Raw genomic sequence first — 14,195 nt, 5'->3', positions numbered from 1 at the left:
GCGCCTTGCGCCGCCAGGCAAACACCTGCGATGGATCAAGCCCGTGAGCCCGCGCGATCGCCGACACGTTCGCCCCCGGCGCGAACGTTTCCCCGACAATCCGCTCCTTCGCCTCCCGCGACCAGCTGCGATGCCTTCGCCCCGGACTGACCGGAAGTCGCTCGGGTGTCGCCGTGATAACTTCGAAGTTCTTAGTGTCAGACCTATGTTCGCTCATATGATCTCCTGGGAACAAATCACCGGGAGATTCTCTGACAATCAAACACCGCCCGCTATGCGGGGCGATCTACACGCTAACGCAACAGCCTGGCATTCGTCGCCTGGAAGGATCGCAAGGCGATCCTGCCTGCCATCAAGGCCATCTACCGGGCGGAGAATGCCGACAACGCGCCGGTCCGGCTCGAGGAGTTCGAGGACGAATGGGGCAAGCGCTATCCGGCGATCGGCCAGGCCTGGCGCCGCGCCTGGGAACAGGTCGTGCCATTCTTCGCGTTCGCTCCTGGCATCCGCAAGATGATCTACACCACCGACGCGGTCGAGGCGCTGCACCGTAGCCTGCGCAAGATCATCAAGACCCGCGGCAGCTTTCCCAACGACGACGCGGCGTTGAAGCTGCTCTATCTCGCCATCAAGAACGCCGGATTGAGGTGGCGGCGAGGCGTCGAGTGGAGTGCCGCCATGGGCCAGTTCGCCATTCAGTTCGGCTCGCGTTTTCCGGGGTCGGCGCGATGACCAAAGTGTCGATCAGCCGTCCTATCCGGCGGCCCGAGTTTGGCCGATCAGCAAGCTCTGTAAAGGCGGGCCTGCGGCCCCCGCCTGCGGCGGCTGCGGCCTTGACAGAGCTTGTTGCCCGTCCACTGTTAGCCACCATGGGATCGATGACAATGCCCGGCTGATGCAAGAAACGACTGCGATTCGACCTTCACAGGGGCCTCTTACACAAAATATCTGACACTTCCGATCGTGCCGGCAGCTTCGAGCCGCAGCTGATCGCCAAAGGGCAGACGCATTTTACAGATTTCGACGACAAGGTCTTGAGCCTGTACGACCGAGGCATGACGGTGCGGGAGATCCAGGGCCACCCGGCCGAACTGTATGGCACCGAGGTCTCGCCCGACCTGATCAGCCGGGTCACCGACCCTCGCCATCGAGCCCCTGATCGGCCACCTGAAGGCGGAAGGCCACCTCGGCCGCTGTTATCTCAAGCGCCGCGCTGGCGATGCTACCAACCTCATCCTCTCCCCATCGGCCACAATTTCCGCCGCATCTTCGCTTGGCTGAGGAATCTGTTGCGCCTTCTAAGTCACCACTGTCCGGCTTATCAAGTGACGACTGCGAAACATTGCTCAGTGGTCTTACTATTGCTGCTGGCTCGGTAGGTATCCGTGATGCGCACGTGCACTAGCTTGCTTCACCAAGCATAAAGCAATCTCTCAATCTTGTCGATCTGCCGCGCTCTCTGCCAGCAGCCAGTCCCGAAATGCGACAAGGGGAGGATAGGCCGATCGCTCAGGCGGCCACACCAAATAGTATCGCTCGGCGCTTTCCATAGGCAGGTCGAGGGCGCGCACGAGCCGGCCGCTCGCCAGCTCGTCCTGGATCAGAAAACTTGGTAGCAGCGCAACGCCGACGCCGACCATTGCAGCCTGGGAAACGGTGGCAAATTGATCGAAGTACATCGTCTGCCCGGATCCGCCCGCTATGTTCTGGGTTAAGAACCACTGGTCCCAAGCATTAGGTCGCGTTGAGATGCTGAGCAGCGGCGCTCTCTTGAGCTCATCAGCTGAGCGAAAGTCATACTCTTTCTTCAGCTCGGGACTGCAGGCCGGCACGACCTGTTCAGACCGCAACAAAGCCATCTCGACACCAGGCCAGTCACGCGGTCCGAAATGGATGGCAGCATCCAGTGCTTCGCTTCGGAAATCGAAATAGGTCAGGCGCGTAGCAAGATTGATAGTAATGCCCGGATTCAGGGCCAAAAACCGGGGAAGTCGCGGCGCAAGCCAACGCGTCCCGAACGTCGGCAAGATGGCGAGATTGAGGGTGCCGCCCCTGGGATTGGCGCGGAGGTTGAACGAGGCTGTGCTGATCTTACGTAGCGCCTCACGAATTTCGCGCGCATAGGCTTCACCTGCGGCTGTCAGGCAGATGGACTGGCGTTCACGCGAAAAGAGATCGACCTCGAGCTGCTCCTCGAGAAGCTTGATCTGTCGGCTGACCGCACTCTGGGTGAGACTGAGTTCTCTAGCCGCCGAGGTGACGCTACCTGTTCGGGCTGCGGCCTCGAACGCCGCGAGCAGCGAGGTCGACGGCAAGAATCGCCGGGGCGTCTGCATGTTCATTCCAGTTGAGAATGATCTCTTGATAAAGGATCGTTTGATTACCCCGGAAATGCAACGATAATTTCTGAACTAACAGACCAAATTAGTATGGCCCCGCGAACCCTAAAGGGTTGTGGAGCAATGGAGCTATGATGGCTTATCGGTACGCTCATCCTGATGACATACGCGACCTTTTCTCGCGCGCCATGTCCGACATGTATCGCGCGGAAGTCCCGCAATATGGGAAGCTCTTGGAACTCGTCGGTGATGTCAACGCAGAGACGCTGCGCGCCGATCCTGCTTTGCGTACAAGGCTAGAGCAAAGTGGGGAAATCGAAAGGCTGGGTGTCGAGCGGCATGGTGCCATTCGACTCGGCGCTGCGAACGAGCTGTTTGATATTCGCCGCGTTTTCGCTGTCATGGGTATGCACCCGGTCGGTTACTATGATTTGTCTGTGGCTGGCGTGCCGGTTCATTCCACCGCCTTCCGCCCGATTGCGGAGGAAGCCCTTCGCCGCAATCCCTTCCGGGTATTTACATCTTTGCTTCGGCTCGACTTGATTGAAGATCTTGCACTACGTAACGAGGCCGCTAGGATCGTTTCCCTTCGTCGGGTTTTTACGCCACGTGTGCTCGAACTCGTCGGTGTATTTGAGGCCCGCGGCAGGCTGACGCTATCCGAGGCGCAAGAGTTTGTTCGTGAGGCGCTGAAAACATTCCGTTGGCAAAGTGATGCCACTGTTGATCTTGCTACTTACCGAAGGCTTCATGGCGCGCACCGTCTGATAGCAGATATCGTCAGCTTCAAGGGCCCACACATCAATCACCTCACGCCGCGGACTCTGGATATCGATGCCGTTCAGGCCGGCATGCCGCGAGGCGGCATTGCGCCCAAAGCAGTTATCGAAGGGCCTCCCCCTCGCACCTGCCCGATCCTATTGCGGCAGACCAGCTTCAAGGCTCTGGAAGAACCGATCGTCTTCAAGGAAAAGATGGGCCAGGCTACAGCTGGAACGCACACCGCCCGCTTTGGTGAGATCGAGCAACGAGGCGTCGCGCTGACTGCGAAGGGCCGCAGGCTTTATGATGAATTGCTCGCGTCCGCCCGCAATGTTCAGGTCGGCGCCCTGGGTTCGAAGGCGTTCAGTTACGAAGCCGAACTATCAGAGCAATTCAGATCGTTTCCGGACGATTGGATTGAGCTCCGCTCCCGAGGGCTTGCCTTCTTCCGTTACTCGGCAAATGCGACCGGGCGCGGCGAGCTACCCTCGACAGTCGACCAACTAATTGCGCACGGCTTTATACAATTTGATCCGATCGTGTACGAGGACTTTCTGCCCGTCAGCGCCGCCGGCATATTCCAATCCAACCTCGGTACCGACGAGCAGAAAAACTATTCTGCCCGATCCAATCAGGCTGAGTTCGAAGCAGCTCTAGGCGCCTCGGTTTACGACGAATTGGAGCTGTACGCGGAGGCACAAGAAGCCTCATTGGCGCGCGCCCTCAAGCAGCTTGGATTTCTCAAGTCGCCTTCGCAGGCGCATGGATTAGCCGCGAGTCGCTTGTAGCAAGCCCCAATGATTGAAAACCGACACGCGAATTCGAGAAGGCCTTCATGTCCGTTACGCCCAGAATGCAGCCACAGCTCCAGAAGGGGAATCTCCTCGACGAAGTTAATTCGTTACTCGCTAAGATCGAGGTGAGTCCTTCGCGGTACAAAGATGGCACCTTTAAGGTGCGTACTCCGATCACCGGGGAAACCATCGGTAATGTCCAGCAAACAAGCGAAAGCGAGGCAGTCGCTGCGATCGAGGCGGCGCACACGGCATTTCGTGAATGGAAACTAGTGCCCGCGCCGAGGCGCGGAGAGCTTCTGCGGCTGCTCGGCGACGAGTTGCGCGCCAATAAGGAGGCGTTGGCCAAGCTGGTCTCGATCGAGGTCGGTAAGATCGTCTCGGAGGGCCTCGGCGAGGTCCAGGAGATGATCGACATTTGCGATTTTGCTGTCGGTTTGTCGCGCCAACTCTACGGCCTTACCATCGTGGCTGAACGCGCCGAGCATCGAATGATGGAAACCTGGCATCCGCTCGGCGTCACTGGAATTATTTCGGCCTTCAATTTTCCGGTCGCAGTGTGGGCATGGAACGCCGCATTGGCGCTGGTGTGTGGCAATAGTGTTGTGTGGAAGCCATCCGAGAAGACACCATTGACGGCGCTGGCAACGCAAGCGCTACTCGAACGCGCAATTGAGCGTTTTCAGCGGGACGGCGGAAAGGCTCCGAATGGGTTATCGGCGGTGCTAGTTGGTGGTCGTCAGATCGGCGAAACCCTCGTTGATCACCCAAAGGTCGCACTAATATCAGCGACCGGCTCGACTGAGATGGGCCGCAAGGTTGGACCACGACTCGCAAAACGGTTCGCACGTGCAATCCTGGAACTCGGCGGCAATAACGCAACGATCGTTGCGTGCACGGCGGACCTTGACTTGGCGCTGCGTGGAGTTGCCTTTGCGGCGATGGGCACGGCCGGTCAGCGCTGCACGACGCTGCGCCGTCTATTCGTTCATGAAGCCGTCTATGATGTTTTTGTTCCGCGCCTGAAGCGGGCCTATGCTTCCGTCACGATCGGCAACCCGCTCGATACTGCGACTCTGGTCGGTCCATTGATCGATGAGGCCGCATATCGCGGCATGGAACGTGCAATCGACGCTGCAAGAGCCGCCGGTGGCGTCGTGTATCGCGGTGAACGTCTAGTGATAGACGGAGCTACTAACGCGTATTATGTGCGTCCGGCCCTGGTCGAGATCGCGACGCAGAGTGGACCGGTCGAACAGGAAACCTTTGCTCCGATCCTCTATGTGATGAAGTACACCGATTTCGACCACGTCGTCGAATTGCACAACGCGGTTGCGCACGGGCTTTCGTCCTCCATCTTCACCAATGACGTGCGAGAGGCTGAAGCATTTCTCTCGGCGCGTGGCTCCGATTGTGGCATTGCCAATGTAAACATGGGGCCCTCCGGTGCGGAGATCGGAGGGGCGTTCGGGGGTGAAAAGGAGACAGGCGGGGGGCGCGAGTCCGGATCCGACTCATGGAAAGCGTATATGCGCCGGGCAACCAACACCATCAACTACGGGCGGACCTTGCCGCTCGCCCAGGGCGTCAGGTTCGACGTGGTCTGATGGAGGAGCAGGCGTGAACGCTTCCGTTCAAGAACGATCGGCAGAGTTTCGGCCGGCGAGCCGACTTGGGCCGATCGGTGTTTCCAAGATACTGAAGATAACTAGCCTTGCGAGCGATCTTAAGCGACACGGCAGGAATATCATTATTCTCGGTACAGGCGAGCCAGATTTCGACACGCCGGAGCACATCAAGGACGCGGCAATGCGTGCGATGGTGGCCGGCGCTACAAAATACACTGCACTTGACGGAACACCTGAATTGAAAGCCGCGATAAGAGCCAAGTTTAAGCGCGACAACGGCCTGGAGTTCGCACAAGACGAGATTTCGGTATCGGCCGGGGCTAAGCAGATACTTTTCAACGCTATGATGGCGACACTCGAACCCGGCGATGAGGTCATTATCCCGACCCCGTATTGGGTGACCTATGCCGACATCGTGCTGATCATGGGCGCCAAGCCTGTGATGGTGCCATCTCAGGAACACAACGGATTTCGGCTGGTAGCGGAGGATCTCGCACGAGCGATCACGCCGCGTACACGTTGGGTGATCCTGAATTCTCCGTCCAATCCAACGGGGGCTGCCTACTCAGAGGCACATTATCGGCCCATTCTAAATGTGCTGCTCGCGCATCCGCATGTCTGGCTCATGGTGGATGACATCTATGAGCACATTATCTATGACAACCTTCAATTTGTAACTCCCGCAGCAATCGAGCCGTCGCTTCGCGATCGTACCCTCACGATAAATGGGGTTTCCAAAGCTTATGCCATGACGGGCTGGCGGATTGGCTACGCGGGCGGTCCGAGCGCGCTCATTCGCGCAATGGCCGTGGTTCAGAGCCAATCGACGTCCTGCCCGTCGTCAATCAGCCAGGCCGCAGCAGTCGAGGCGCTCAATGGCCCAGCGGAGATTATTGGTGAACGCTGCCAATCCTTCCAAAAGCGGCGTGATTACGTCGTGGCGGCCTTAAACAAGATAGACGGCATTACATGCCGAATGCCCGAAGGCGCCTTCTACACGTTCGCTGGTTGCACCGGATTGATCGGTCGAACAACGCCGGATAGTCAGTGCATCACCACCGACACCGATTTCGCCGAATACCTCCTGCGCAGCGTTGGTGTTGCAGTCGTTCCGGGCTCGGCGTTCGGCCTTAGTCCATATTTCAGGATCTCCTACGCCACATCGATGTCCGAATTGGAGGAAGCGTGCCATCGTATTGCGCTTGCAACGGCTGGGTTGTCTTAAAATAGAAGATTTCCTTCAATGTGACCCCTCCGGGCAGTTGAACCGCAGTTTCGAACTTTCCTGGATTGATCCGTTACTGAACCAATCTCCTGAACGCGATCGTTCTGCTGTCCCTCCCGAAACGGACCGACGAGTAGGTACCCTCCGTGGGCGGTCATTTTTCCATTTCCCCCTCAATAGCCTCATGCCCAAGGGGGTGTGATTGTGAACAGATCAATCTATGACGGTCTGTCTTCGAACTGGCCAGGCAGCAATTTGAGCCGGTCGCCGACTATCTCAAAATCTCCGAAATGGACAGAGACCGACTACTTTATCCGAAACGCACGATCGCCTTGTCATGCCCAATTCACAGGGATGATGGTCGCACGGAAGTCTTTCAGCGCGACCGCGTCCAACACCACCTTACTCTCGGCCAACCAAGGGCGAAGAATCTTGTGCGCTTTCACCACGCGAGCTCGAGGCGCTTTCCCGACGCTACATGCAGGAGATGATTCCTTTTGTGGGCCCCTCACCGACGTCATGGCTCCTGACATGGGCACTAACGAGCAGGTCATGGCCTGGTTCATGGACACGTATTCCATGTATCAGGGGCAGGCGGCTAATGAAATCGTCACCGGAAAGCCGATATTTGGCAGGAGGCACACTTGGCCGCCGTGAAGCGAGGGGCGCGGAGTAGCCTATCTGGTCTTTCGCGCGCTAGAGCACCTTGGGCTCAGCTTCGGCAGCGCGACAGCCATTGTTTAGGGCTTCGGCAACGTTGGATCTGTTGCAGCATATTTCCTCGCCGAACGATGTGTTAAAATCATAGGCGTGAGTGATCACACCGGCGCATAGTACGGCCCAGCCGGTTTCGATCTTGTCGAGTTGCAACGCCACATGGCGAAACGTGGTCAACTTGCTGGGTTCTCTGCTCAAAGCCTTATCAAACCCTCAGAACTGTTGATCCGAAAGTGCGATGTCCTGGTACCGGCCGCCATCGATCAGGTTATCAAGGGAAATAATGCCGCCAAGCTCAAATGTCGTATTCTGGCCGAGGGCGCCAAGGCAGCAGGCATTTCATGCTCGAGTCATTCCAGGGAGCCAGCCATTTCATTTCAGCTCGGGGATCCTGTCGGTATTTTCTAAGGCCTCACCGCGCCCGTTCTCTAATTCGTGCAGATTGCATCGGCGAGCTCCGCAATCGTTGTCGGCCGAGACAGCAGTAAGATCTCCATTGGGCCAGGTCGTCCAATTCAGACGGTGATGCACACGGTACATTTCCATTAACCCGACGTTAGGGACCATCAGGTGAGCACCGGATTCTGGCGCGACGGTGAACAGGCGGGCTGTCGGCATTCCTTGGACTGCGTCGGGCGCAGAAATCTTCGGAACAAATCGGTCATAGTTATTCTAGTTCCGAATGACATTATACCGAATAATCGTTTGCGCTGCCGGTATATGGGCGGCAGGGTTGGAGCTCATTGTTTTCTCTCTCTGATTCGCGAAATGAGTTGGCACCCAGAATGATTTGGTACGTCGGAGACTCTAGAGACGCTACTCAGCCTACCACACTCCGTCATTAGGGGGGGCAAACGAAGTTGGGGAGCAAACGAACATGCGCACTAAATCTCATCCAGACAAAGAGACAAAGGTTGCGGTCATCGGCGCCGGGATCGTAGGGCTGATGACTGCGCTGGAAATTCAGCGGACGGGCCGGCAAGTGGTCGTCATTGACCCAGGTGAGCCCGGGGGCAGGCAGGCCGCATCGTACGGTAACGCCGGATGGATCAGTACATCAAACATCATGCCGCTTTCAGTGCCAGGACTTTGGCGCGACGTGATAGGATACTTGCTGGACAAATCGGGGCCGTTCGTGATCCGGTGGGCATATTTGCCTCGCCTTTTGCCCTGGCTTATCAGATTTGTCTGGGCTGGTCGAAATTGGAAAAAGGTTAATGATTGCGCAAAAGTGCGCTTCGAGCTCTGCCGGCACAGCGCGGAAGATCATAAGAATGTCGCGGCCGAGGCGGGCGTCGGCCATCTGATTGAGCAGAAGGGTCAGCTGTACATCTACCGGGACAAATCACAATTCCTTGCTGCCGCGTCGGGTTGGGACATGCGCCGGCGGTTTGGAATCAAAGTTACCGAGCTTGGGAAGGATGATCTTCGAAAACTCGAGCCAAATATTTCTGCGCGCTACACGTGTGGCGTGCTGCTCGACGACGGCTGCCACTGTACGGACGTCAAGGCGTACTGTGAGGCGATTGCCGAACTGATCCGAAAGCGGGGTGGTAAGTTTATCCGAGCGCGAGCAACGGGTTTTCAGATCTCAGATGGCCGCCTAAGGGCGGTAAAGATCGGCGAGGCTTCTATTGAATGCGAGCAAGCTGTCGTCACGGCAGGGATTGGGTCGAAAGAATTGGCGGCCGCCGCCGGCGATCGTGTCTCGCTTGAGTCGGAGCGTGGGTACCACGTGATGATTGCAGACGGAGGGCGCACCGCCACCCGCCCGATAATGCCAGCTGATGGAAAGATCGGCATTACGCCGATGCGGCAAGGATTGCGTATCGCGGGCCAGATAGAGTTGGCAAGTTTCAAAGCTGCTCCTGATTGGCGGAGAGCCGACATTTTGCATCAGTTCGCATCACGTGTCTTTGAAGCACCTTTCGAATCCGACAAGGTGATCGATCGCTGGATGGGCCATCGTCCCGCTACGCCTGACGGCCTGCCATGCATCGGCCCCACTCGGTCCTGCGGCGGCTTGTTCTATGGATTCGGCCATGGCGGCTCTGGCCTGGCGCAAGCGCCGGCAACGGCTAAGCTGCTTGCGGCACTTGTCGCTGGACAGCGACCTCGACTGGATGTTTCCCCGATGTCGGTCCGCAGATTCTGAACGCGCCGTTGATGAAGAGATTGTTACCGATGTCCTCTGAGCTGCTTTACCTATCGATTGCCGATGTCGAAAGCCTGAAGATTTCGCCCCGCGACGCGCGTGAGGCGGTTCTTGCCGTTGCTCGGGGGTGTAGGACGGGCCGCGATGTCAGCTTGCCTACATCCAGCATCAGGATCGGTCCCGGTCACGCGTTCATGTCGATGATGGCGGGATCCGAGACCCACGGCATCGCAGCAGTGAAATGGGTAGCGGCGGCTCCAGTTGGACTGAACGACGTAAGAGCCGGCATCAACGGCCTTATTTGTGTGAGTGATTACAAGACCGGAGAGCCCATTGCGGTACTCGACGGCAATACGATCACGCTGATCCGGACAGCAGCACTGTCAGCGGCGGCCGCCGTCTATCTCGCGCCCGAGGCGCCGACTACAATCGGGTTTGTCGGCTGCGGCCAGCAGGCGCTCAGCCACCTCGAGGCGTTTGTTGACCTCTTTCCCTCGCTGCGCAAGATCCATCTCTTGAGCCGGAGCCTCGCTTCCGCCGAGAGGGTCGCGGTTGCGGCCTCCCGGAAAGGACTGCAACCGATCATTGCAAATGACCCAGAAAAATTGCTGAATCAGAGCGAAATCGTGGTCTCAATGGTTCCGATTTCGCCCGGATTGAAGCCCTTCCTGGACGCTCGAGTGCTCCCGTCGTCCTCATTCGTCACGGCCGTGGACAGGGGCTGCAGTTGGCTGCCGGAAACGTTCACCGCTTTCAACACGCTGGTCACGCATAGTTTGAGGCAATCCACAGCGCCGTGGGATGCATCGGGCCGAGCGGTGGAGTCAGTCAAATTCCATGATGACCTCGAGCATCTCGCTTCGGGTTCGTCGCGGCCGAGCGCGCCGATGAAGGCGTTCTTCGGTTTCGGGGGGTACGCAATCGCGGACTTAGCTCTGGCGGAATTGGCACTTCGAATGGCTCGCGCATCCGGGATCGGAACGCATCTGCCGCGATAAGACTGATACTGGCAGGGTTGCGCGCCATCGACGCTCGGATTTGAGGAGCCGTGCCATGAATTCACTCTTGGCATCGTACGGCGGATCATCGCGACGATATTGCGTTTTCCTACATTCAATGATCACGGGTATCCGACTAGCGCAACGCTCCTGGACCTGCTCGGCTTTCGGCCGTTTCAGGAAAGCGAAAATAAACCAGCAGGACCTACCAGACACGCGTGCGGACCCTTACCCTGCTATGCGTCGCGTTCTGTGTCGGTCAAAGTGTGAACACCTGGGAGCTTATCCCAGAGCGTGGCTGTCGTTCTTCGTGCCGCCGGGACATGTCCACTAATCCCGATGGTTGCCCATCCACTTGCGATCACGACGGCGTTCGACTGGGTATGTGCCGCGCAGAGGGGCCGAACGGCGCAAACATCAGCCCTCCAAGGTCAGCGTCAAACCGAACTTCCGTCCGGGCCTCCACTTTGCCCTATTCGAAACTTAGATAGATCATTAGGACGGGGTCGCATCCCTCTCGCGTTCTGCGCGTCTTGCCAGACGGCTATCGTGCGAGCCCGCTCGGTAGCGAGCCCCTCCCGATACCCTCCACGGCAATTTCAAGGTTAGCCATCTCGCCCTCCTCCTACAAAGGGGGCTTATGCAGTGCGTCTATGTAGACTTGCCGGTAAATCCTTGAGTGTCGCAAGATACCAGAGATCGCAGGCGTGACGCCCTGCAGATTCCTCGCGCTGGTCGGTAACCAACCTCCAAAAATGGGGACTTCGTTGCGCTCGGCGATGCTGTCCATCTCCAAACTGTCGAGGTGCTGAAAGCTTGCTTCGGAGGGAGTCGTTGCACCCGCTTTGACGCCCGAAACGTTGTTATTAACGATGAGGCACACGACGATCTGCTCTGGCCACGATCTTCGCCAAGCATAGCTCTTACCAAGAAATTCATCCGGTTTCAGTCGGTGAACCCGATGTTTATTAATGCGCCTCTCAAATCGTCAGAGTGCCCTTCAAGCGCTGGATAAACTAGTAGCTGCCTCAGGAAGACGTGCCCGCGAGGTGATATCGATGTGGTTCTGACCTTGCCCCAAGTTTTATCCAATCCTGAGTTCGCTCCGGCTATTGGATTTGCCCGGTTGGGCGGTGGTAGCGACGGGAGCTGGCGCGGAGCCCTCGGCATAGCGTAGCGCCAGATCCCGGCGCGGATGGCAGGTGATGGCGAAGTCGGATGGCGTCTTCCCTCCGAGCCGCGAGTGTGGGCGTGCATCGTTGTAATCGGCCCGCCAGCATCCGAGCGCGACGCGAGCCTGGGCCAGCGAGGTAAACAGCGTCTCGTTCAGCAATTCGTCGCGCAGCCGACCGTTGAAGCTCTCGATGAAGGCTTAGCCGGTCCAGCTCCCGCGCCACGCGGGTGCCGGAGAGCGAAGTATCGGCGACCAGCGCCAGGCACTCGCGGATGCAATCATCGACAACGGTGAGGATACGGAAGCGACGGCCATCGGTGAGCTGATCCGACACGAAGTCGAGCGACCAGCGGTCGTTCGGCGCCATCGCCACCATCATCGGCGCCCGGGTCCCGATCGCCCGGTTGCGGCCGCCACGGCGGCGCACCGCGAGCCTCTCTTCCCGGTACAGACGGAAGAGCTTCTTGTGGTTGACCAGATAGCCCTCCGCTTGAGCAGCACGTGCAGGCGCCGATAGCCGAAACGACGACGTTCCTGGGCAATTGCACGCATGCGCGGGCGAAGGCCGGCTTCGTCCGCCCGGGTCGTCTGGTATCTCATGGTCATGCGGCAGCAGCCGATGACTTTACACGCCCGACGTTCGCTCATCCCGGAGGCGCCTCGGAGATGGGCGACAGCTTTCCGCTTGGCCGCGGGCGTCACCATTTCTTTCCCACGAGGTCTTTCAAGGCCGCGTTGTCCAGCATGGCATCGGCCAAGAGCCGCTTCAGCCGTGTGTTCTCGTCCTCCAGCGGTCTTCAGCCGCTTGGCCTCCGACACTTCCATTCCACCGAACTTCGCCTTCCATTTGTAGATGCTGGCCTCGCTGATGCCATGCTTGCGGCACAGATTGGCGACCGACACGCCGGCCTCATGCTCCTTCAAAATTCCGATGATCTGCTCTTCCGAAAATCGGCTGCGCTTCATGCTCTGGTCCTTGTCCTGGGCCAGAACGAACTCCAAACTGGATTATATCCAAGGGGCAAGGTCAGCGGCTATGCGAGCGGGCGAACGGGAAGCAGATGGCACTGCAGCCGGGTCATGCATGTGGAATGCGTCCTCCTCATTCGAGTGAAGAATGATCTCTTGACAAAAAATCGTTTGCTGGCGTTGAAAGAGCAAGAAATACTCTTGGTCCTAAACTTGGGAGAGGAAGTTATGCGTTCACACTCGAAGTTCGCGTTGTTTGTCCTGCTTGGAGTGTTGACCTATTCTTATCCGGCATTGACACAAGACGGGGACCCTCTTCTCGCCTCAATCCATAAGGCCGGCGAACTGAAAGTTGCGATCGGATCGGTCCCCCCTTGGATCTACTTGTCTCCGAACGGAGAGGCGAAGGGCTTTCAAGCTGATGTCATGAACCTGGTGGTCAAAGGCATGGGGCTGCCGCCAATCACGCCGCGGCTCATAGGTTGGGGCGGCCAAATTCCCGCGCTGCTCGCTCATCAGGTCGACATGATAGCCCCCAGCCTTGCGATCACCGAAGACCGCTGCAAAGTGGTAGCCTTTTCAGACGTCATTGCCGTAAGACAGAACGCGCTATTTGTGCGCCCCGGAAACCCGAAGCATCTGACCGGGTACTCGCAAATTGCGCACCGTCCCGAGATCAAGTTGGCTGTGGTCACAGGGTCGGTGCAGGACGCCTACGCGGCCGCGCTGGGAATCAAGGCCGAGCAACTCGTGCGCGTCCCTGATAATCAGGCTGGCGTTGCGACGGTCACAGGCGGTCGGGCTGACGCCGTTGCACTTAGCTCAAGCGCTATCCCCAACCCGGAGCAGAAAGGAGTAGAGTCAGTCGTTGACCCACAGGCACCAGTAAATGGGTTTGCCGTCTTGTTCCGCAAGGAGGATCTACGTTTCCGCGACGCATTCAACAAACAGCTCGACGCATTGCGCAGTAACGGCATGCTGAAGGATTTGGTGGTAAACGCCGGGGCGGCCTCCGGTCTCTCCGAAGCAGAGAGGGCTGTCAGCTGGGATCTTCTTTCTAAGTACCGCAAGCCAAGTGACCTTGTGCCGGGCTGCGGATAAGGCGCAACCCGTGGAAGCGATATTGGAGTACCGGCTGTACTCGCACAGGGCGCGTGGGTCACCATCTGGATCTCGCTGTCCATCATTCCCGGTGCGGCACTCGGCGCGGTCATCTTTGGCGCGATGAGATTATCCGAGGCGCCCGCAGTACGAATTCCCTCGATTGTCTTGATCGAGCTTATTCGCGGGCCCTCGGCATTGGTTTTGCTGTTCTGGGTTTTTTATGCGCTACCGTTGATACCGGGAATGCCGCGCTTCAGCCCCGTTGCGGCGGCGATCCTCGTGCTGACGCTCGATGGAGCCGTTTACGGCGCGGAGATCGTCCGCGCTGGC

10 protein-coding genes and 4 pseudogenes are annotated in these 14,195 nt (G+C 58.2%); 11 read left to right on the top strand and 3 right to left on the bottom strand.

Going from position 1 to position 14,195, the window contains the following annotated elements; translation table 11 throughout:
- The coding region (locus tag J6524_RS37790) for a transposase (RefSeq protein ID WP_312002545.1) at positions 1-217 on the bottom strand (217 nt) is incomplete at its 3' end.
- 89 nt (positions 218-306) lie between these two features.
- On the opposite strand from J6524_RS37790, the gene J6524_RS36545 reads away from it, so the two are divergent.
- From J6524_RS36545 to J6524_RS36535, 3 genes and pseudogenes are all read left to right on the top strand, one after another.
- Positions 307-732 (top strand): transposase, encoded by a 426-nt coding sequence (locus J6524_RS36545; RefSeq protein WP_225678699.1) that lies wholly within the window; start codon positions 307-309, stop codon positions 730-732.
- Between the two features lie 227 nt (positions 733-959).
- Positions 960-1,139, top strand: a pseudogene (locus J6524_RS36540) (transposase); the annotation flags it as partial.
- A gap of 4 nt (positions 1,140-1,143) precedes the next feature.
- Positions 1,144-1,379, top strand: a pseudogene (locus J6524_RS36535) (hypothetical protein); the annotation flags it as partial.
- A gap of 54 nt (positions 1,380-1,433) precedes the next feature.
- Here J6524_RS36535 and J6524_RS36530 read toward each other — a convergent pair.
- Entirely contained in the window at positions 1,434-2,342 is a 909-nt protein-coding gene (locus J6524_RS36530) for a LysR family transcriptional regulator (RefSeq protein ID WP_225678694.1), read from the bottom strand.
- A gap of 131 nt (positions 2,343-2,473) precedes the next feature.
- Here J6524_RS36530 and hglS point away from each other — a divergent pair, with 131 nt between their 5' ends.
- The 6 genes and pseudogenes from hglS (at position 2,474) to J6524_RS36495 (ending at position 10,618) form a co-directional block, all read left to right on the top strand.
- Positions 2,474-3,889 (top strand): 2-oxoadipate dioxygenase/decarboxylase HglS, encoded by a 1,416-nt coding sequence (hglS, locus tag J6524_RS36525; RefSeq protein WP_225678693.1) that lies wholly within the window; start codon positions 2,474-2,476, stop codon positions 3,887-3,889.
- Positions 3,890-3,954: 65 nt separating this feature from the next.
- The gene (amaB, locus tag J6524_RS36520) at positions 3,955-5,502 is read left to right on the top strand and encodes an L-piperidine-6-carboxylate dehydrogenase (RefSeq protein ID WP_225678698.1); all 1,548 of its coding nucleotides are present in this window, start codon (positions 3,955-3,957) and stop codon (positions 5,500-5,502) included.
- Between the two features lie 13 nt (positions 5,503-5,515).
- Positions 5,516-6,748, top strand: a complete 1,233-nt coding sequence (locus J6524_RS36515; RefSeq protein ID WP_225678692.1) for a pyridoxal phosphate-dependent aminotransferase — start codon at positions 5,516-5,518, stop codon at positions 6,746-6,748.
- A 239-nt stretch (positions 6,749-6,987) separates the two neighbouring features.
- Positions 6,988-7,789, top strand: a pseudogene (locus J6524_RS38155) (Glu/Leu/Phe/Val family dehydrogenase); the annotation flags it as partial.
- 553 nt (positions 7,790-8,342) lie between these two features.
- Positions 8,343-9,620 carry an NAD(P)/FAD-dependent oxidoreductase gene (locus J6524_RS36500; RefSeq protein ID WP_225678690.1) on the top strand — a complete coding sequence of 426 codons (1,278 nt, stop codon included), beginning with the start codon at positions 8,343-8,345 and terminating at the stop codon, positions 9,618-9,620.
- Positions 9,621-9,814: 194 nt separating this feature from the next.
- Positions 9,815-10,618, top strand: a complete 804-nt coding sequence (locus tag J6524_RS36495) for an ornithine cyclodeaminase family protein (protein WP_249789799.1) — start codon at positions 9,815-9,817, stop codon at positions 10,616-10,618.
- Between the two features lie 1,084 nt (positions 10,619-11,702).
- On the opposite strand, the pseudogene J6524_RS36490 reads toward J6524_RS36495, so the two are convergent.
- A pseudogene (locus J6524_RS36490) lies at positions 11,703-12,758 on the bottom strand (IS3 family transposase).
- Between J6524_RS36490 and J6524_RS36485 the strand changes: the two are divergent.
- Entirely contained in the window at positions 12,666-13,862 is a 1,197-nt protein-coding gene (locus tag J6524_RS36485) for a transporter substrate-binding domain-containing protein (RefSeq protein ID WP_312002544.1), read from the top strand. The pseudogene J6524_RS36490 and the gene J6524_RS36485 sit on opposite strands and share 93 nt — an antisense overlap.
- A 21-nt stretch (positions 13,863-13,883) precedes the next feature.
- On the top strand, positions 13,884-14,195 hold a 312-nt coding region (locus tag J6524_RS38150; RefSeq protein WP_225678695.1), incomplete at its 3' end, for an ABC transporter permease subunit.

It is taken from the genome of Bradyrhizobium hereditatis, from assembly GCF_020329435.1.
GTDB lineage: Bacteria > Pseudomonadota > Alphaproteobacteria > Rhizobiales > Xanthobacteraceae > Bradyrhizobium > Bradyrhizobium hereditatis.
This window is presented reverse-complemented; position numbering and strand designations above follow the sequence as displayed.

What these genes read in the sequence shown, in the direction of transcription:
- amaB (WP_225678698.1), top strand. Translation starts at nt 3,955, where the DNA reads ATGCAGCCACAGCTCCAGAAGGGGAATCTCCTCGACGAAGTTAATTCG.
- J6524_RS36485 (WP_312002544.1), top strand. Translation starts at nt 12,666, where the DNA reads ATGCTTGCGGCACAGATTGGCGACCGACACGCCGGCCTCATGCTCCTT.
- J6524_RS36530 (WP_225678694.1), bottom strand. Translation starts at nt 2,342, where the DNA reads ATGAACATGCAGACGCCCCGGCGATTCTTGCCGTCGACCTCGCTGCTC.
- J6524_RS36495 (WP_249789799.1), top strand. Translation starts at nt 9,815, where the DNA reads ATGTCGATGATGGCGGGATCCGAGACCCACGGCATCGCAGCAGTGAAA.
- J6524_RS36500 (WP_225678690.1), top strand. Translation starts at nt 8,343, where the DNA reads ATGCGCACTAAATCTCATCCAGACAAAGAGACAAAGGTTGCGGTCATC.
- hglS (WP_225678693.1), top strand. Translation starts at nt 2,474, where the DNA reads ATGGCTTATCGGTACGCTCATCCTGATGACATACGCGACCTTTTCTCG.